Origin of the sequence: Streptomyces sp. NPDC060064, assembly GCF_042736455.1 — a bacterium.
In the GTDB taxonomy this organism is placed as follows: domain Bacteria; phylum Actinomycetota; class Actinomycetes; order Streptomycetales; family Streptomycetaceae; genus Streptomyces.
On sequence record NZ_JBHWWF010000013.1, the window covers coordinates 120,799 to 138,880 of the forward strand.

At 69.6% G+C, this 18,082-nt stretch carries 18 protein-coding genes; 11 read left to right on the forward strand and 7 right to left on the reverse strand.

Features of this window, described 5'->3' with window-relative positions; genetic code table 11:
* The first annotated feature begins 26 nt into the window (after positions 1–26).
* From ACFWDI_RS17585 to ACFWDI_RS17595, 3 genes are all read left to right on the forward strand, one after another.
* The gene (locus ACFWDI_RS17585; RefSeq protein WP_385304908.1) at positions 27–2,600 is read left to right on the forward strand and encodes a DEAD/DEAH box helicase; all 2,574 of its coding nucleotides are present in this window, start codon (positions 27–29) and stop codon (positions 2,598–2,600) included.
* Between the two features lie 25 nt (positions 2,601–2,625).
* Positions 2,626–3,498, forward strand: coding sequence for an acyl-CoA thioesterase (locus ACFWDI_RS17590; protein ID WP_385304910.1), 873 nt, complete (start codon positions 2,626–2,628; stop codon positions 3,496–3,498).
* Positions 3,499–3,664: 166 nt separating this feature from the next.
* The gene (locus ACFWDI_RS17595) at positions 3,665–4,153 is read left to right on the forward strand and encodes a glutathione peroxidase (protein WP_362685778.1); all 489 of its coding nucleotides are present in this window, start codon (positions 3,665–3,667) and stop codon (positions 4,151–4,153) included.
* Between the two features lie 68 nt (positions 4,154–4,221).
* Here ACFWDI_RS17595 and ACFWDI_RS17600 read toward each other — a convergent pair whose 3' ends face one another.
* A complete protein-coding gene (locus ACFWDI_RS17600; protein WP_385305046.1) occupies positions 4,222–5,448 on the reverse strand; it encodes an acyl-CoA dehydrogenase family protein in 1,227 nt (408 codons plus the stop codon).
* A gap of 169 nt (positions 5,449–5,617) precedes the next feature.
* Here ACFWDI_RS17600 and ACFWDI_RS17605 point away from each other — a divergent pair, with 169 nt between their 5' ends.
* Positions 5,618–6,265, forward strand: coding sequence for a TetR family transcriptional regulator (locus ACFWDI_RS17605; protein WP_327322026.1), 648 nt, complete (start codon positions 5,618–5,620; stop codon positions 6,263–6,265).
* An 81-nt stretch (positions 6,266–6,346) separates the two neighbouring features.
* Here ACFWDI_RS17605 and def read toward each other — a convergent pair whose 3' ends face one another.
* Complete coding sequence (gene def, locus ACFWDI_RS17610) at positions 6,347–6,892, reverse strand: peptide deformylase (protein WP_385304913.1); 546 nt, start codon at positions 6,890–6,892, stop codon at positions 6,347–6,349.
* 115 nt (positions 6,893–7,007) lie between these two features.
* On the opposite strand from def, the gene ACFWDI_RS17615 reads away from it, so the two are divergent.
* The 5 genes from ACFWDI_RS17615 to ACFWDI_RS17635 all read left to right on the forward strand — a co-directional run bounded on the left by ACFWDI_RS17615 (position 7,008) and on the right by ACFWDI_RS17635 (position 11,469).
* Positions 7,008–8,246 carry a MurT ligase domain-containing protein gene (locus ACFWDI_RS17615; RefSeq protein WP_362685444.1) on the forward strand — a complete coding sequence of 413 codons (1,239 nt, stop codon included), beginning with the start codon at positions 7,008–7,010 and terminating at the stop codon, positions 8,244–8,246.
* 29 nt (positions 8,247–8,275) lie between these two features.
* Positions 8,276–9,004: a type 1 glutamine amidotransferase gene (locus ACFWDI_RS17620; protein WP_385304916.1), complete on the forward strand. Its 729-nt coding sequence runs from the start codon at positions 8,276–8,278 to the stop codon at positions 9,002–9,004.
* A 138-nt stretch (positions 9,005–9,142) separates the two neighbouring features.
* Entirely contained in the window at positions 9,143–10,168 is a 1,026-nt protein-coding gene (locus tag ACFWDI_RS17625; protein ID WP_327322030.1) for a 6-phosphofructokinase, read from the forward strand.
* A 128-nt stretch (positions 10,169–10,296) separates the two neighbouring features.
* On the forward strand, positions 10,297–11,247 hold the full coding sequence (locus ACFWDI_RS17630; protein ID WP_385304919.1) for a cytochrome c oxidase assembly protein: 951 nt from the start codon (positions 10,297–10,299) through the stop codon (positions 11,245–11,247).
* A 63-nt stretch (positions 11,248–11,310) separates the two neighbouring features.
* Complete coding sequence (locus tag ACFWDI_RS17635) at positions 11,311–11,469, forward strand: hypothetical protein (protein WP_327322032.1); 159 nt, start codon at positions 11,311–11,313, stop codon at positions 11,467–11,469.
* A 10-nt stretch (positions 11,470–11,479) separates the two neighbouring features.
* Here the strand turns inward: ACFWDI_RS17635 and ACFWDI_RS17640 are convergent, their stop codons facing one another.
* Entirely contained in the window at positions 11,480–11,887 is a 408-nt protein-coding gene (locus ACFWDI_RS17640; protein WP_385304921.1) for an SSI family serine proteinase inhibitor, read from the reverse strand.
* Between the two features lie 491 nt (positions 11,888–12,378).
* On the opposite strand from ACFWDI_RS17640, the gene ACFWDI_RS17645 reads away from it, so the two are divergent.
* Together ACFWDI_RS17645 and ACFWDI_RS17650 are read left to right on the forward strand one after the other, a co-directional pair.
* Entirely contained in the window at positions 12,379–13,086 is a 708-nt protein-coding gene (locus ACFWDI_RS17645; protein ID WP_385304923.1) for a lysophospholipid acyltransferase family protein, read from the forward strand.
* Between the two features lie 65 nt (positions 13,087–13,151).
* A complete protein-coding gene (locus tag ACFWDI_RS17650; protein ID WP_385304926.1) occupies positions 13,152–14,183 on the forward strand; it encodes an NAD-dependent epimerase/dehydratase family protein in 1,032 nt (343 codons plus the stop codon).
* 48 nt (positions 14,184–14,231) lie between these two features.
* Here the strand turns inward: ACFWDI_RS17650 and ACFWDI_RS17655 are convergent, their stop codons facing one another.
* The 4 genes from ACFWDI_RS17655 to ACFWDI_RS17670 all read right to left on the reverse strand — a co-directional run bounded on the left by ACFWDI_RS17655 (position 14,232) and on the right by ACFWDI_RS17670 (position 18,076).
* Complete coding sequence (locus ACFWDI_RS17655; RefSeq protein WP_385304928.1) at positions 14,232–15,809, reverse strand: alpha/beta hydrolase; 1,578 nt, start codon at positions 15,807–15,809, stop codon at positions 14,232–14,234.
* 158 nt (positions 15,810–15,967) lie between these two features.
* Positions 15,968–16,708, reverse strand: a complete 741-nt coding sequence (locus ACFWDI_RS17660; RefSeq protein WP_385304930.1) for an urease accessory protein UreD — start codon at positions 16,706–16,708, stop codon at positions 15,968–15,970.
* Positions 16,705–17,382 (reverse strand): urease accessory protein UreG, encoded by a 678-nt coding sequence (ureG, locus tag ACFWDI_RS17665; RefSeq protein ID WP_385304932.1) that lies wholly within the window; start codon positions 17,380–17,382, stop codon positions 16,705–16,707. The genes ACFWDI_RS17660 and ureG overlap by 4 nt, the downstream gene beginning before the upstream one ends.
* Positions 17,383–17,401: 19 nt before the next feature.
* Positions 17,402–18,076: an urease accessory UreF family protein gene (locus ACFWDI_RS17670; RefSeq protein WP_327322039.1), complete on the reverse strand. Its 675-nt coding sequence runs from the start codon at positions 18,074–18,076 to the stop codon at positions 17,402–17,404.
* Positions 18,077–18,082 lie beyond the last annotated feature (6 nt).

Genomic DNA, 18,082 nt, shown 5'->3' on the forward strand with positions numbered 1-18,082 from the left:
CCAGTTGACAGAGCAGCGTATCGCCCGTGATCTTGTCGCCGTCGCCCGGTTCCCTGATCCGGGCGGAAGGCAGGCAAGATGGGGGCGTGACCCTTATTGATCAGCTGCCGCCGGATGCCGACCCCGATGCCCTCTTCGAAGCCTTCTCCTCGTGGGCCGAAGGCCAGGGCATCACGCTCTATCCGGCTCAGGAGGAGGCGCTGATCGAGGTGGTCTCCGGGGCCAATGTGATCCTTTCCACGCCCACCGGCTCGGGAAAGAGCCTGGTCGCGGCGGGTGCGCACTTCACAGCACTGGCTCAGGACAAGGTCACGTTCTACACGGCGCCGATCAAGGCGCTGGTCTCCGAGAAGTTCTTCGACCTCTGCAAGCTCTTCGGCACCGAGAACGTCGGGATGCTGACGGGCGACGCGTCCGTCAATGCCGACGCCCCTGTCATCTGCTGCACCGCCGAGGTGCTGGCCTCCATCGCGCTGCGCGACGGCAAGTACGCCGATATCGGCCAGGTCGTGATGGACGAGTTCCACTTCTACGCCGAGCCGGACCGCGGCTGGGCCTGGCAGATCCCGCTTCTCGAACTGCCGCAAGCGCAGTTCATCCTGATGTCGGCGACGCTCGGCGACGTCGCCATGTTCGAGAAGGACCTGACCCGCCGCACCGGACGCGAGACCTCGGTCGTGCGGTCCGCGACCCGGCCCGTCCCGCTCTCGTACGAGTACGTCACGACGCCCATCACGGAGACCCTGACCGAGCTGCTCGAAACCAGGCAGGCGCCGGTCTACATCGTGCACTTCACGCAGGCCCAAGCGGTCGAGCGCGCGCAGTCGCTGATGAGCATCAACATGTGCACGCGCGAGGAGAAGGACAAGATCGCCGAACTGATCGGCAGTTTCCGCTTCACCACCAAGTTCGGGCAGAACCTGTCCCGTTACGTGCGCCATGGCATCGGGGTGCACCACGCCGGCATGCTGCCCAAGTACCGCCGTCTTGTCGAAAAGCTGGCCCAGGCGGGCCTGTTGAAGGTCATCTGCGGTACCGACACGCTGGGGGTCGGTGTCAACGTCCCCATCCGCACGGTGCTGTTCACCGCTCTCACCAAGTACGACGGCAATCGCGTACGTACTCTCCGCGCCCGCGAGTTCCATCAGATCGCCGGTCGCGCCGGGCGGGCCGGGTTCGACACCGCCGGTTTTGTGGTCGCCCAGGCCCCCGAGCACGTCATCGAGAACGAGAAGGCGCTCGCGAAGGCCGGCGACGACCCGAAGAAGCGCCGCAAGGTGGTCAGGAAGAAGGCCCCCGAGGGCTTTGTCGCCTGGTCGGACACCACATTCGAGAAGCTGATCGGCTCCGAGCCGGAGCCGCTGACCTCGCGCTTCCGGGTCACCAACATCATGCTGCTCTCCGTGATCGCCCGGCCCGGGAACGCCTTCGCGGCGATGCGCCACCTCCTCGAGGACAACCACGAGCCGCGCAAGGCGCAGCTGCGCCATATCCGCCGGGCCATCGCCATCTACCGCTCGCTGCTCGACGGCGGGGTGGTGGAACAGCTGGACAAGCCCGATGCCGAGGGCCGCACCATCCGGCTCACCGTCGACCTCCAGCAGGACTTCGCGCTGAACCAGCCGCTGTCGACGTTCGCACTCGCCGCCTTCGACCTGCTCGACCCGGAGTCCCCGTCCTACGCCCTGGACATGGTCTCTGTCGTCGAGTCGACGCTCGACGACCCTCGCCAGATCCTCGCCGCCATGCAGAACAAGGCGCGCGGTGAGGCGGTCGGCCAGATGAAGGCGGACGGCGTCGAGTACGAGGAGCGCATGGAGCGGCTCCAGGACATCTCCTACCCCAAGCCGCTGGAAGAGCTGCTCTGGCACGCGTACAACGTCTACAAGAAGTCGCACCCGTGGGTCGGTGACCACCCGGTCTCGCCGAAGTCCGTCATCCGTGACATGTACGAACGGGCCCTCACCTTCACGGAGTTCACCTCCTGGTACGAGCTCGCGCGCACCGAGGGCATCGTGCTGCGCTATCTCGCGAGCGCGTACAAGGCTCTTGACCACACCATCCCCGACGACCTCAAGACCGAGGACCTTCAGGACCTGATCGCCTGGCTCGGCGAGATGGTGCGCCAGGTCGACTCCAGTCTGCTCGACGAGTGGGAGCAGCTCGCCAACCCGGAGATCGAGACGGCCGAGCAGGCCCAGGAGAAGGCCGACCAGGTCAAGCCGGTCACCGCGAACGCCCGCGCCTTCCGTGTGCTCGTACGCAACGCCATGTTCCGCCGGGTGGAACTGGCCGCGCTGGACCACGTCCGCGAGCTCGGCGAGCTGGACGCCGAGTCCGGCTGGGACGAGGACGCCTGGGGCGAGGCGATGGACAAGTACTGGGACGAGTACGAGGACCTGAGCACCGGACCCGACGCGCGCGGCCCCAAGCTGCTGCTGATCGAGGAGGATCCGGAGCACGGTCTGTGGCGGGTCCGGCAGATCTTCGCCGACCCGAACGGCGACCATGACTGGGGTATCAGCGCGGAGGTCGATCTGGCGGCCTCCGACGAGGAAGGCCGGGCCGTCGTGCGCGTCACATCCGTCGGCCAGCTCTGACACTGAGAACACAGGAGACCACCCGATGACGAATCCGGCCGAGCGCCTGGTCGATCTGCTCGACCTGGAGCAGATCGAGGTCAACATCTTCCGCGGCCTCAGCCCGAACGAGTCCCTGCAGCGGGTCTTCGGCGGGCAGGTGGCGGGCCAGGCACTGGTCGCGGCCGGCCGCACCACCGACGGCGAGCGGCCGGTCCACTCGCTGCACGCGTACTTCCTGCGGCCGGGAATCCCCGGCGTGCCGATCGTCTACCAGGTCGAACGGGTCAGGGACGGCCGCTCGTTCACCACCCGCCGGGTCACCGCGGTCCAGCAGGGCAAGACCATCTTCAATCTGACCGCCTCCTTCCACCGGCCGGAGGAGGGCAGCATCGAGCATCAGCTGCCGCCGCGGCTGGAGTTCCCGGACCCCGAGACCCTCCCCTCGGTCACCACGGAGATCCGCGAGCATCTGGGCGAACTCCCCGAGGCGCTGGAGCGGATGGCCCGCCGCCAGCCCTTCGACATCCGCTATACCGAACGGCTGCGCTGGACCCCGGAGGAAATCAAGGAGGCGGACCCGCGCAGCGCGGTGTGGATGCGCGCGGTGGGCCCGCTGGGCGACGACCCGCTGGTGCACACCTGCGCACTGACGTATGCGAGCGACATGACGCTTTTGGACGCGGTCCGTATCCCGGTGGAGCCGCTGTGGGGCCCGCGCGGCTTCGACATGGCCTCACTGGACCATGCGATGTGGTTCCACCGGCCGTTCCGCGCGGACGAGTGGTTCCTGTACGACCAGGAGTCGCCGATCTCGACCGGCGGCCGGGGACTGGCTCGTGGCCGTATCTACGACCGCGAGGGCAGGCTGCTGGTGTCGGTGGTGCAGGAGGGGCTCTTCAGGCCGCTCGGCGGCTGACAGCGGTCCATGGCCGCTGAGGCGGCGTCGGCGAGCAGCCGCGGCGTCCCTGGTTGTGCGCCGCACCGGAGTCACCGTCGACCGCTCCCCGAGGCGACCGGCTTCGTGGCAGCGCGTCCCCGGGGTCCACAATGAACATCGAATGCCTGCCACCGAGGAGAATCCGATGACCCTGTACGACATCCCGCTGCGCACGCTGACCGGCGAGCCCACCTCCCTGGCCGACTACCGTGGCCAGGCGGTCCTGCTGGTGAACGTCGCCTCCAAGTGCGGTCTGACCCCGCAGTACGCCGGCCTGGAGCGGCTGCAGAAGCAGTACGGCGAGCAGGGCTTCACGGTCCTCGGTGTGCCGTGCAACCAGTTCGCGGGCCAGGAGCCGGGCAGCGCGGAGGAGATCGAGTCCTTCTGCTCGGCGACTTACGGTGTGACCTTCCCCATGCTGGAGAAGACCGATGTGAACGGCGCGGACCGGCACCCGCTGTACGCGGAGCTGACGAAGGTCGCGGACGGCGAGGGCGAGTCCGGCGACGTGCAGTGGAACTTCGAGAAGTTCCTGATCGGCAAGGACGGCGCGGTCGTGTCCCGGATCCGCCCGCGCACCGAGCCCGAGGCCCCCGAGGTCGTCGCCGCGATCGAGGCGCTGCTCTCCGCCTGACGTCGGGCGGCCTCGATCGCCGGGGGCTTGACCAAGCCCGACCGGCGATCGAGGCCGAACCGGCCGCGCTAGCGGATCGGCATGCCCGAGAGGGTTCTGGCGATCACCAGGCGCTGGATCTCGCTCGTGCCCTCGAAAATCGTGTAGATCGCGGCGTCGCGGTGCATGCGCTCCACGGGGTACTCCCGGGTGAAGCCGTTGCCGCCCAGGATCTGGATGGCCTGCGCCGTGACCTTCTTGGCGGTCTCACTGGCGTACAGCTTGGACATGGAGCCCTCGGCGGAGAGGAAGGGCTTGCCCGTCACCGCCATCCAGGAGGCGCGCCACACCAGCAGCCGCGCCGCGTCGATCTGGGTGCGCATGTCGGCCAGCTGGAAGGCGATGCCCTGGTTGTCGATGATCGGGCGGCCGAACTGGCTGCGGGTCATGGCGTAGTCGAGTGCGACTTCGTACGCGGCTCGGGCAGTGCCCACCGCCATCGCGCCGACCGCAGGGCGGGACGCCTCGAAGGTGGCCATGGCCGCGTTCTTCACACGCTCGCCGCCGGACTTGGCGCGCTCACGCGCCCGGGCCAGGCGCTCGTCCAGCTTCTCCTTGCCGCCGAGCAGGCAGTGTCCGGGGACGCGTGCGTTCTCCAGCACCACCTCTGCGGTGTGGGAGGCGCGGATGCCGTGCTTCTTGAACTTCTGGCCCTGAGAGAGACCGGGGGTGTTCGGCGGCACGATGAACGAGGCGTGGCCCTTGGAGCCGATCTCCGGGTCGACGACCGCGACCACGACATGGACGTTGGCGATACCGCCGTTGGTCGCCCAGGTCTTGGTGCCGTTGAGTACCCACTCGTCCTTGGCCTCGTCGTACACCGCGCGCGTACGCATCGCGCCGACGTCGGAGCCTGCGTCCGGCTCGGAGGAGCAGAAGGCCGCGACCTTCACATCGTCCACGTCGCCGTACATCTGCGGTATCCAGGTGCCGATCTGTTCCTCGGTTCCGTTGGCGAGGACACCGACGGCCGCAAGTCCCGTACCGACAATGGAAAGGCCGATGCCGGCGTCGCCCCAGAAGAGCTCCTCCATCGCCATCGGGATGCCGAGACCGGTCGGGTCGAAGAATTGCTGGGCGTAGAAGTCGAGGGAGTAGATTCCCACCTTGGCCGCTTCCTGGATGACCGGCCAGGGGGTCTCCTCACGCTCGTCCCACTCGGCGGCGGCCGGGCGCATCACGTCCTTGGCGAAGCCGTTCAGCCAATCGCGGACCTGCTTCTGGTCGTCGTTGAGTTCGAGCGTGAACTCGGCCATGTTCCCCTCCAGCACTGCGGTGACTTCCTGCATGTTACTTGCGGTAACAACAGTCTGTTACCGGCAAGTAGCCCATGTCAACCGGCCACTGCCCGATCCCCTCTACGGGCGGGCATGGTGTTACGTTGCGCAGGCGTCACGCAATCGCTCGGGCGGGGAGAAACAAACCATGGAGACCACACAGCACGCAGCCGGCCAACAGCGGTCGGCCGACCAGCGGCGCCGGGAGCTGCTCGAAGCCGCGGACCGGGTGGTGCTCCGGGACGGCCCGCAGGCCTCCATGAACGCCATCGCCGCCGAGGCGGGCATCACCAAGCCCATCCTGTACCGGCACTTCGGCGACAAGGGCGGCCTCTACCGTGCGCTCGCCAAGCGCCACACCGACGCCCTGCTGGACGCGTTGCGGGCAGCGGTGGACGCTCCCGCCGACCGCCGTGAGCGGGTCGAGGCAACACTCGACACCTACCTCGCCGCGATCGAAGCACGGCCGCAGGTCTACCGCTTCCTGATGCATCCGGCCGAGGACACCCAGCCGTCGGAGGCGGGCTTCGACGTCGGCCGCCACTCGGCGCCACTGCTGCGCCGGCTCGGCGAGGAGCTGGCGAAGGTGATCTACGACCGGGTCGACCTGGGGCCCAACAGCGAACAGCTGGCCCGGGTGTGGGGCCATGGCATCGTCGGCATGATGCACGCGGCCGGGGACTGGTGGCTCGGTGAACGCCCGTGCTCCCGCGCCGAGTTGGTGCACAGCCTCGCCGATCTGCTCTGGGGCCGGCTGGCCGCGGCCGGCGACCGCGCGGGCGGTCCGGTCTTCTGACGGGCAGTGGGTCGTCGACGGCCGGTCATGGAGCGCCGGTCGTTGACGGCCGGTTGGTGACCGTTGGCCGTTGACGGCCGGTCAGGTCGTGGTTCCCCAGCTCGCCCGCCGCGCCGCGCGCAGCGCCTTGGCCCGGCGCCGGCCCTTGAGGCGGTCCGTGTAGACCATCCCCTCCAGGTGGTCGCACTCGTGCTGCAGGCACCGGGCGAAGAACCCGGTGCCCTCGACCCGTACCGGTTTCCCGTCCGCCGTCACGCCCTCCACCACCGCGCGGTCGAAACGCTCCGTACCGGCCTCGAGGCCCGGCAGCGACAGACAGCCCTCCGCGCCGCGCACCGTGACACCGTCCGCCTCCACCAGACGCGGGTTGACGATATGTCCGAGGTGACGGACGTCCTCGTCGTCGGGGCAGTCGTAGACGAACACCCGCAGCGGTATCCCCACCTGGTTCGCCGCGAGACCCACTCCCTGGGCCGCGTACATCGTCGCGAACATGTCCTCGATGAGCCTCGACAGCGCGGGAGAGAAGTCGGTGACGGACTCGCAGGGGGCGTGCAGCAGCGGATCTCCGAGCAGGCTCATGGCCTTCACGAGTCCGGAACTGCCGGGGATCGGCCGGTTTCGCATGTCCGTAAGCGTACGGTCCGCCTGGACCTCCACGTTTTCCGACGGTGCCGAGGTACGGGCGGCAGACCGGACCTCGATAGGCTGAGCCCGACCGATGCAAGGAGGATCAAGGACGATGTCAGGCAACTCGGAGCCCCTGACGCCGCGCGCCAAGCTGGCCGTGACGGCAGGCAAGGCCGCAGCAGCGGTGTCGCGCGCCGCCGGACGCGGCAGCGGATCGGTGATCGGCGGCCGGGTCGCGCTCAAGCTCGACCCCGATCTGCTGGGGCGGCTGGCGCAGCACCTGGACGTCGTCCTCGTGTCGGCGACCAACGGCAAGACCACCACGACCCGGCTGATTGCCGAGGCGCTGCGGGCCAGCGGCCCGGTCGTCTCCAACGCGCTCGGCGCCAATATGCCCGCGGGCATCACCTCGGCGCTGGCCGGCGGTTCGGACGCCAAATTCGGTGTGATCGAGGTCGACGAGAAGTACCTCGCCGGCGTCGCCCGCGATGTGACGCCCAAGGCGATCGCGCTGCTCAACCTCTCGCGCGACCAGCTGGACCGCGCGGCCGAGACCCGGATGCTCGCCGAGAAGTGGCGCGAGGGCCTGTCCGGTACGAAGGCCATGGTCATCGCCAACGCCGACGACCCGCTGATCGTATGGGCCGCGTCCTCCTCCCCCAACGTGGTGTGGGTGGCCGCCGGCCAGGAGTGGAAGGACGACGCCTGGTCCTGCCCGTCCTGCGGCGGTGTGATGCAGCGCCCCGGCGACGACTGGTTCTGCGGCGAGTGCGGCTTCCGCCGTCCCGCGCCGAGCTGGGTGCTCAGCGGCGACCATGTCCTGGACCCGCACGGCTCGGCCTGGCCGATCCACCTCCAGCTGCCCGGCCGCGCCAACAAGGCGAACGCCGCCACCTCCGCCGCGGTCGCCGCCTGCTTCGGCGTGCCGCCGCAGGTCGCGCTGGAGCGCATGTACTCCGTGCAGGCCGTCGCCGGCCGGTACGACGTCGTCAACTTCCTGGGCCGTGATCTGCGACTGCTGCTCGCGAAGAACCCGGCCGGTTGGCTGGAGACGTTCTCGCTGATCGACCCGCCGCCGACCCCGGTCATCCTCGCCGTGAACGCCCGCGGCGCCGACGGCACGGACACCTCGTGGCTCTGGGACGTCGACTACACCCGGCTCGCCGGCCATCCGATCTTCGTCATCGGCGACCGCAAGCTGGACCTCGCGGTGCGTCTGGAGGTGGCGGGCCTGGACTTCCGGGTGTGCGAGTCCGCAGACGAGGCGGTACAGCTGGCCCCGCCCGGACGGATCGAGGCGATCGCCAACTACACGGCCTTCCAGGACCTGCGCCGCCGCGTCGGCAACTGACCCGCGGACCCCGAAAAGGACTTATGAGCATGAGCGACAACAGCCTGCGTCTGGTCTGGGTCTACCCGGACCTGCTCAGCACCTACGGCGACCAGGGCAACGCCCTCGTGGTGGAGCGCCGGGCCCGCCAGCGCCGCCTGGACGTGATGCGTATCGACGTACGCAGCGACCAGCCGATCCCGACGTCCGGAGACATCTATCTCATCGGCGGCGGCGAGGACCGGCCGCAGCGGCTCGCCGCCGAGCGGCTGCGCCGCGACGGCGGACTCAGCAGGGCCGCCTCCAACGGCGCGATCATCTTCTCCGTCTGCGCCGGCTACCAGATCCTCGGCCATGAGTTCATCAACGACCTCGGTGAGCGCGAGGCGGGACTCGGCCTGATCGACGTGGTCTCCACGCGCGGCGAGGGCGAGCGGTGCGTCGGCGACGTACTGGCGGACATCGACCCGCGGCTGGGCCTGCCGCAGCTGACCGGCTTCGAGAACCACCAGGGCATCACCCACCTCGGCCCGACGGCCCGCCCGTTCGCCCGCACGATCCTCGGCCGGGGCAACGGCACGGGCGACGGAACCGAGGGCGCGTACAACGACACCGTCTTCGGCACCTATATGCACGGCCCGGTCATGGCCCGCAATCCGCAGATCGCGGACATGCTGCTGAAGCTTGCCCTCGATGTGAACGCGCTGCCGCCGCTCGACGAGCGGTGGTACGAGGCGCTGCGCGCCGAGCGCATCGCGTCCGCGACGCAGCCTGCCTGACGCCCGCCCGACAGCCGGCTGCCGTCCATCAGTCGGACGCCCGGTTCGGCCCCGCCACCTTGCGCCGGTAGGGTGGCGGGGATCCTGCCGGACGACGTGGTCCGGGAATCGGCCCACGTTGCAAAGGTATTTCGGGCTATGCGCATTGGTGTGCTCACCTCCGGCGGCGACTGCCCCGGTCTGAACGCCGTCATCCGTTCCGTCGTGCACCGCGCCGTCGTCGATCACGGCGACGAGGTCATCGGCTTCCACGACGGCTGGAAGGGCCTTCTGGAGTGCGACTACCGGAAGCTCGACCTTGACGCGGTGGGCGGCATCCTGGCCCGCGGCGGCACGATTCTCGGTTCGTCCCGGGTCCAGCCCGCGCATCTGCGCGACGGCGTGGAGCGGGCCAAGGGGCATGTTGCCGAGCTCGGCCTCGACGCGATCATTCCGATCGGCGGCGAAGGCACCCTCAAGGCGGCCAACCTCCTCTCCGAGAGCGGGCTCCCGATCGTCGGCGTGCCCAAGACCATCGACAACGACATCGCCTCGACCGATGTCACCTTCGGGTTCGACACCGCCGTCGGTGTGGCGACCGAGGCGCTGGACCGGCTGAAGACCACCGCCGAGTCGCATCAGCGAGTGCTGATCGTCGAGGTCATGGGCCGGCACACCGGCTGGATCGCGCTGCATTCCGGCATGGCGGCGGGCGCTCACGCCATCGTCGTCCCGGAGCGGCCTTTCGACATCGGCGAGCTGACCGAGCGGGTCGGCGACCGGTTCTCGGCGGGCAAGAAGTTCGCGATCGTCGTGGTCGCGGAGGGCGCCAAGCCGCGCGAGGGCTCGATGGAGTTCAACGAGGGCGGCAAGGACGTCTACGGTCACGAGCGCTTCGCGGGCGTGGCCCAGCAGCTCTCCGTCGAGCTGGAGCAGCGGCTCGGCAAGGAGGCCCGCGCGGTGATCCTCGGGCATGTGCAGCGCGGCGGCACCCCGACCGCGTACGACCGCGTGCTCGCGACCCGCTTCGGCTGGCATGCCGTGGAGGCGGCGCACCGCGGTGAGTTCGGCATGATGACCGCGCTGCGCGGCACGGACATCGCCATGGTGCCGCTGGCGCAGGCCGTGGAGACGCTGAAGACCGTCCCGGCCGAGCGGTACGCCGAGGCGGAGTGCGTGCTCTGATTCGGTACATATATGAATGAACTGCCCCCGGTCGCAGCTGCGTCCGGGGGCAGTTCTACTCTGGTGCGGACAACCGGTACGAAACAGGTCCGGTCGGCATCAAGGATCGTTCCGGCGGGAGTGCGCAGATGGATCACAGCGGGCACGGCATGACGATGGATCTGCCGCCGTTCACGCTGGGGCGAGGGCTCGAGTACTCACCGGATCCGTTCTTCCTGGCCGGCTGTCTGCTGGGGCTCGCCCTGTACGGCTGGGGTGTGCTGCGACTGCGCAGGCGCGGCGACAGCTGGCCGGTCAGCCGCACCGTCTTCTTCACCGTCGGCGTGCTGAGCGTGGCGCTGGTGATGTGCACCAAGCTCAATGACTACGGCATGGTCATGTTCAGCGTGCACATGGTGCAGCACATGGTGATCAGCATGCTCTCGCCGATCGTGCTGCTGCTGGGCGCGCCGGTGACGCTGGCCCTGCGCGCGCTGCCGGTCGCGGGCCGCGGCCGCAAGGGTCCGCGCGAGCTGCTGCTGGCCCTGCTGCACAGCCGTTACCTGCGGATCGTCACGCACCCCGCCTTCACCATCCCGCTCTTCATCGCGAGCCTGTACGCGCTCTATTTCACCCCCCTCTTCGACTTCCTGATGGAGTCCAGGACGGGGCATGCGGCGATGATGGTGCACTTCCTCGCCGTGGGCCTGGTCTTCTTCTGGCCGATCATGGGCGTGGACCCGGGGCCGCACCGGCCCGGCTATGTGATGCGGATGCTGGAGCTCTTCGCGGGCATGCCGTTCCACGCCTTCTTCGGCATCGCGCTGATGATGGCGACCGAGCCGATGATCAAGGCGTACAAGAATCCACCGGCCTCGCTCGGTATCGACGCGCTCAGTGACCAGAACGCGGCGGGCGGCATCGCCTGGGCGTTCAGCGAGATCCCCTCGGTACTGGTACTGATCGCGCTGGTCTTCCAGTGGTATCGCTCAGAGCAGCGGCAGGCCAAGCGGTCGGACCGCGCCGCGGACCGGAACGGGGACAAGGAGCTCGAGGCGTACAACGCGTATCTCGCTTCGCTCCAGGCGCGCGGGCAGTAGCGCGCGACCCCCCTCCCGGGTGACGATGATTCCGACGGCCGCGGCCGTCGGAGGAGGGCGCGCATGTCCGGATCCGCGAAGGCGATGGGAGTGCTCACCGTCGGGACTCTGGTGGTCGTGACGGCCTACACGGCGGCACTCGGAAGCAATGGCTGGCTCTGGTTCGGCTGGGTGGTGCTCGGTCTGGTGACGATCGGGGTGGTCACGTCGCGCACCAGCTGACCAGGGGGCCTCAGAAGCGGAAGACGACTCCGGTCGCCACGTCGAGCGCACACGCGTTCGGATAGGTCTTGTGCCAGGCGATGGGGAAGCCGCGCCAGGTACCGGTGGCACTGACCGTGACCGGGTCGTACTTTCTGTTGCACGGACGCGGGTCGCCGGGCAGCACATCCAGGTCGCCCTTGACCGCGGAGAGCGCCCTGCAGGCGGCGCGGGCGTGCGGATGCGGTGCGTCGGTCTGCGTCGGGCACTGCAGCAGGACCCCGCGAATCCAGGTGTTCTCGGAACCCGACACGGTCAGGAACAGGCCCCTGGCACGCGTGGGCACCTCACCGGCGGTGTGCGCGGGTGAAGCCGCTGCGGGGGCAGCGGCCGCGAGGGCGATCAGGGCGGCTGCGGCAAAGGTGGCACTGCGGCGCATCGGTACTCCAGGGGCTCGGGCCCGACGCACGGCGGGTCGGGGACAGGGCCAGAGCACCTTTCTGCGGCGGCGCGGGCAAGGGGCCGCGCCGCCGGGTAGCGCGTACGGGCGCGGCGAATCGCCCGCACGACAGATCTGGCACGGCGTCACAGGGCCGGGCCCGGGCTGCGGGGCGGCCCGCCCGGAGGCCAGGTACCGGCACTGAAACTCTCCGTCCACACCCCGCTGTGACGCCGGCGCCCCCGTACGTACCGCCGGACACCTCCCGAAGTGGATCACGCCAACCGCCCCGATGGGCTGTTTGCCGCCGTCAGCCACCGGACACGAGACCTGACAGATCGTCACGAAGGTCGGCAACGAGCCATCATGAGTCCGATCAGAGGTGGTTACAGCGGACGAGACATGCACATACACTGACCCCCGTCGAAATACCCCATGACCTGGCAGAACGCGGCCCCGGAGCCGAACCGGTACAGTTGGGAGCGACCCCCGTGTTCTACTACGTGCTCAAATACGTCATTCTGGGGCCGCTGTTGCGGTTGCTGTTCCGGCCCAGGATCGAAGGACTCGAGCACATCCCCGCGGAGGGCGCGGCGATCGTCGCGGGCAACCATCTGTCGTTCTCGGACCACTTTCTGATGCCGGCCATCATCAAGCGGCGTATCACCTTCCTCGCCAAGGCCGAGTACTTCACCGGGCCCGGCCTGAAGGGGCGACTGACCGCCGCGTTCTTCCGCAGCGCAGGGCAGATCCCGGTGGACCGCTCCGGCAAGGAGGCCGGCCAGGCGGCCATCCGCGAGGGGCTCGGAGTGCTGAGCAAGGGCGAGCTGCTGGGGATCTACCCCGAGGGCACCCGGTCGCACGACGGCAAGCTCTACAAGGGCAAGGTCGGTGTCGCGGTGATGGCGCTCAGGGCGCAGGCGCCGGTGGTGCCCTGCGCGATGGTGGGGACGTTCGAGATCCAGCCGCCCGGACAGGTCATGCCGAGGATCAAGCGGGTCACCGTCCGCTTCGGCGAGCCGATGGACTTCTCGCGGTACGCGGGCATGGAGAACGAGAAGGCGGCCATCCGCGCCATCACCGACGAGATCATGTACGCGATCCTCGAGCTGTCCGGCCAGGAGTATGTGGACCGCTACGCCGCCGAGGTGAAGGCGGAGTTGGAGCAGCCGAAGAAGTTCCCGCGGCGAAGAAGCTGAGAGCGAATCTGCGCTCGGCCAAGCAGCCTGGGCTCGGCGTCCACCGCACACCTAGCGTGCCTTCCATGACCAAAGGAAGAGTGTTCGTGCTCGGTGCGACAGGACAGGTGGGGCGGGCCGCGGTGGCCACGCTCGCCGCGGACGGATGGGAGATACGGGCGGCCTCGCGCGGCGGCGGCCGGGACGAGCGCTGGCCCGAGGACGTCCGGGCGATCCGGGTCGACCGGGAGGACGACGCGGCTCTGGCCGCCGCGCTCGGTGACGGCTGTGATGTGCTGGTGGACATGGTCGCTTACGGACGGGGCCACGCACGGCAGTTGAGGGCGCTCGCGGACCGGATCGGCTCGGCGGTCGTGATCTCCAGCGGCGCGGTGTACGAGGACGACAAGGGCCGCAACTTCGACACCCAGGACAAGCCCGGCGGCTTTCCGCGCTATCCGGTGCCGATCCCGGAGTCGCAGCGGACCGTGGCGCCCGGGGAGGCGACGTACGGCACTCGCAAGGTGGCGCTGGAGCGGGAACTGCTGGCGGCGGGCGACGAGTTGCCGGTGACCCTGCTGCGCGCGGGCGCGATCCACGGACTGCACTGCCGAGGTCCGCGCGAACTGTTCTTCGTGCGGCGGGCGCTGGACCGGCGGCCGGTGCGCATCCTCGCGTACAACGGGCAGTCCCGCTTCCACCCCGTCCATGTCGGCAATCTCGCCGAGTTGATCCGGCTGGCGGCGGCGAAGCCGGGCTCACGGGTGCTCAACGCCGGCGATCCGGACATTCCGACGGTCGCGGAGATCGGCGCGGGAGTGGACGCGGCGCTCGGCGTGACGAGCGAGACCGTCCTCATCGACGGACCGCCGCCGGTGGGCACGGTGGGTCTCACGCCGTGGGGGGCGGAACATCCGATCGTGTACGACATGACGGCGGCGGAGCGGGAGTTGGGCTACCGAGCCATCACGAGCTATGCCGATTCGCTGCCGGCGACCGTCGAGTGGCTCGCCCGGCAGCTCGACGGCCGCGACTGGCGCGAGATCTTCAGCAACCTCGTGAAGTACGAGGACGACTGGTTCGACTACGCGGCGGAGGACTCCTGGCTGGAGGGATGAAAGGAGGGGCGGCCGTGACCGGCCGCCCCTCCCCCGTACCACTGAGCCTTACGGCTTCGGCGTGGCGTGCGGAGTGCACGTCACATCGCTGCTGTCCAGCTTGCCGCTGAGCAGGTAGGCGTCCACCCGCTCGTTGATGCACGGGTTGACCAGGCCGGTCACACCGTGCGAGCCGGCGTCCTTCTCGATGATCAGACGCGAGCCCTTGAGCCGCTTGTGCAGCTCGACGGCGCCGTCGAAGGGAGTGGCGGCGTCACGCGTGGACTGCACGATGAGCACCTGCGGCAGGCCCTTGCCGGTCTTTACGTTGACCGGGGTCTGCTGCTTGGACGACCAGGTGGCGCACGGGAGGTTCATCCAGGCGTTGGCCCACGTCATGAAGGGGTAGTCCTTGTGGAGCCGGGTGTTGTCCCGGTCCCACTTCTTCCAGCTGGTCGGCCACTTGGCGTCCGCGCACTCGACGGCCGTGTAGACGGCGTTGCCGTTCTCCGAGGCGATGTTGCCCGCGGTGTCGGACAGGTCGGGCGCCGCGGCGTCGACCAGTGCCTGGGTGTCACCGGCGATGTACTTGCTCCAGGTCTGGGCGATGGGCGCCCAGGAGGAGTCGTAGTACGGCGCGCTCTGGAAGTAGCTGATGAGCTCCGCCGGTCCGAGGACCCCGCCGAGGGGGCTCTTCTTGGCGGTGGCCCGCAGCTTCAGCCACTGCTGCTCGACCTTCTCGGGAGTGTTCCCGATGTGGAAGGTCGCGTCGTTCTTGGCGACCCAGGCCTTCCAGTCGTTCCAGCGCATCTGAAAGGCGACGTCCTGGTCGAGGTTGGCCTCGTACCAGACCTTCTCGCGCGAGGGGTTGACCACGCTGTCGACGATCATCCGGCGCACATGGCCCGGGAAGAGCGTCGCGTAGACCGCGCCCATGTACGTGCCGTAGGAGACGCCCAGGAAGTTGAGCTTCTTCTCACCGAGGGCGGCCCGGATGACGTCCAGGTCGCGCACGGTGTTCGGCGTCGTCATGTACGGCAGCATCCAGCCGCTGCGCTCGGCGCACCCGTCCGCGTACTCCGCGGCGAGCTTGCGCTGGGCGCGCTTGTCGGCCTCGCTGTCCGGCACCGGGTCGGCCTTCGGCGCCTTGACGAACTCCTGCGGGTCGACACAGGAGATGGGCGTCGAGTGGCCGACACCCCGCGGGTCGAAGCCCACGAAGTCGTACGCCTTCGCGGCGTTGGCCCACAGCGGGTTCTTGTTCGTGACCCGGGTCGGGAAGCGCATGCCCGAGCCGCCGGGGCCGCCCGGGTTGTAGACCAGGGCGCCCTGGCGCTCCGCCTTGGTGCCGGTGTTGCCGATCCGGTCGACGGCTATCTTGATCTGCTTGCCGTTCGGCCGCGCGTAGTTGAGCGGCACGCTCACCCAGCCGCACTGGATGGGCTTGGCAAAACCCCAGTCCGCCGGGCAGTCCGCCCAGTCGATGCCCTGCTTGGCGGCCCGCTCCGCGGCCACCTGAACGCCGCGGGCCTCGGACCAACCGCTGTTGCGGGTCTCGGCGTTGGCCGCCGGAGCCGCGATCGCGCCCGTTATGAGGGTGCCCGCGATCAGAGTGCCGGCCGAGCCGAGCACTGCTGTGCGTCTCACGTAGAACTCCCCCTTCTCTAGTCGAGTTCTCCGGGGGATCCTTTCGTCTTCGGGGCTGCTGGGAACAGGTCGGACTGGTGTTTCTTTACCGAACCAATAACCGGTGAGTAGTGTCCCGCTGAGCGGTGCAGGGAATTGCCCGGGTTCGCCCCATTACCTCACTCGGGCAGTTCCGCCTGCAGCACCTCGTCGAGTACGCGGCGTAGTTGACGCGCGTCGGGCGCGACGGCATTGACCAGTACGGCAGGACCGGCGAGCGGTGTGAGAGCCGCGCTCGGGCCCAGTAGCCGGGGCTCCGCGGGCTTCTCCTCGAACGCGGGGTCCACGATGAGGAGTTGGCCCACGGCCCGGTGGCCGCCCAGCACCGCCCCGCCGTCCCAGCCGCCGGGCGCGCCGGGTCCGCAGCCGAGCTCCTGGTCCAGGAGAGGGCGTCCGGCCCGGTGGACGGTGAGGCGGCTCGCGAGGGTGCCCGGCTGCTCGCCGTACCGGCCGAGGATCTGCTCCTCGCGGAGCACCAGCCGTGCGGTGGCGGCGAGTTCGACACGGGTGCGCATGCGCAGATCGCTGCCGCGCGCGGAGATGAGGGGTTCCGGCAGCCAGCGCAGCTCGGCGTCGTCGCCCACCGTCAACCGGACGTCGTAGCGGGCTTGTTCGGGGATGCGTCCGGGCAGGGCGATGGTCGCTGCGGCGGAGTCGACGGCGAGCCGTGTGCCGTCCTCCACCTGCACGTCGATGGCGAGCCGGTCACCGCCGAGCGGTGCGCTCATCGCGCCGACGACAGTAACCCGGGTGTATGGACCGGTGGCCCGGGTGCGGCGCAGTGCGAGCGGCCCGTCGCTCTCCAGTACCGGCAGGCCGTCCCGGGTGGCGACGATACGGGCCGTGGCCTGGATGCTCATGCGGTCCAGTCGGCGAGCCGCGCGCGCACCCAGTCGGCGACCGGCGCCACCCCTTCCTCGCCCTTCAACGAGGTGAAGGCGACGGGAAGTTCACCGCGCTGCTGCTTGGCGTCGCGCGCCATCCGGCCGAGGTCGGAGCCGACATACGGCGCCAGGTCGGTCTTGTTGATCACGAGCAGATCGGCGGTGGTGACGCCCGGCCCGCCCTTGCGCGGGATGTCGTCGCCGCCTGCCACGTCGATGACGAAGACCTGGGCGTCGACGAGGCCCTTGGAGAAGGTCGCGGTGAGATTGTCGCCGCCGGACTCGACGAGGATCAGATCGAGCGGGCCGACGCTCTCCTCCAGGTCCTCGACTGCTTCGAGGTTGGCGGAGATGTCGTCGCGGATCGCGGTGTGCGGGCAGGCGCCGGTCTCGACGGCCTGGATGCGCTCGGGCGGCAGTACCGCGTTGCGGAGCAGGAATTCGGCGTCCTCGCGGGTGTAGATGTCGTTGGTGACGACGGCGATGGACAGCTGGTCGCGCAGGGCGCGGCAGAGTGCGGCGACGGTCGCGGTCTTGCCGGAACCGACGGGGCCGCCGAGACCGATGCGCAGGGCGCGCCGGGTGCCGTCGGGGCGTGCGGCGTCGGCACTGACAGCGGCCGGGCCGTGGTGGGAGTGGTCGAGGTGCATGGTGCGGCTCCTGTTGGTCCTACGAGGCGAAGAGGCGTACGGGCCAGGCTGCGTGTGCCTCCGCGGTGAGGTCGAGCAGCGGGGCGGAGGCGGCGGGCAGCGCGTCGAGTCCTTCGACGGCCGCCTCGGCCGCTGCCCGCGCGGCCTGCTGGGCGACCGCGTCGAGTTCGGGCGCCAGCCGGGCCAGTACCGCCGTCGCCTCGAAGGGGTCGAGGCTGAGGAGGCGTACGGCCGCGGTGGCCGGGCCGCTGACTGCCTCGTACACGGCGCAGTGTGCCGCGTCCTCGGGGCCGAGGGCTGCGGAGCGGGCGGCGAGCCCCAGCACGATCGGCTGGTGTGCGCCGCGCGGGCGGGCCGCGGCGAGCGCGTCGAGCTCCTGGCTCGGCCAGGTGGAACGGGCGGCCCGCATCATCTGCCGGCCGAGTTTGCGGGCGGTGGCCCGCAGGGCGGGCGAGGGGGTACGGGCGTCGGCGGCCTCGTCGAGCGCCAGCGCGTCGAGGCCCAGGGCGGCCGCGGCGGCGAGCGCCGCCGCGGTGAGGCCGGTGGTGTGCAGCCGGCCCCGGCAGAAGTCCGCCAGGTCCCGGGCATCGCGTATGCGTCCTGCCTTGACAGCCGGTTCGGCACCGCCGGAGTGGGCGTGGCCACCGGCGGGGAACCGGCCGTCGGCGAGGACGAGGAGTGCGGCGCGGCTCATCGCGTA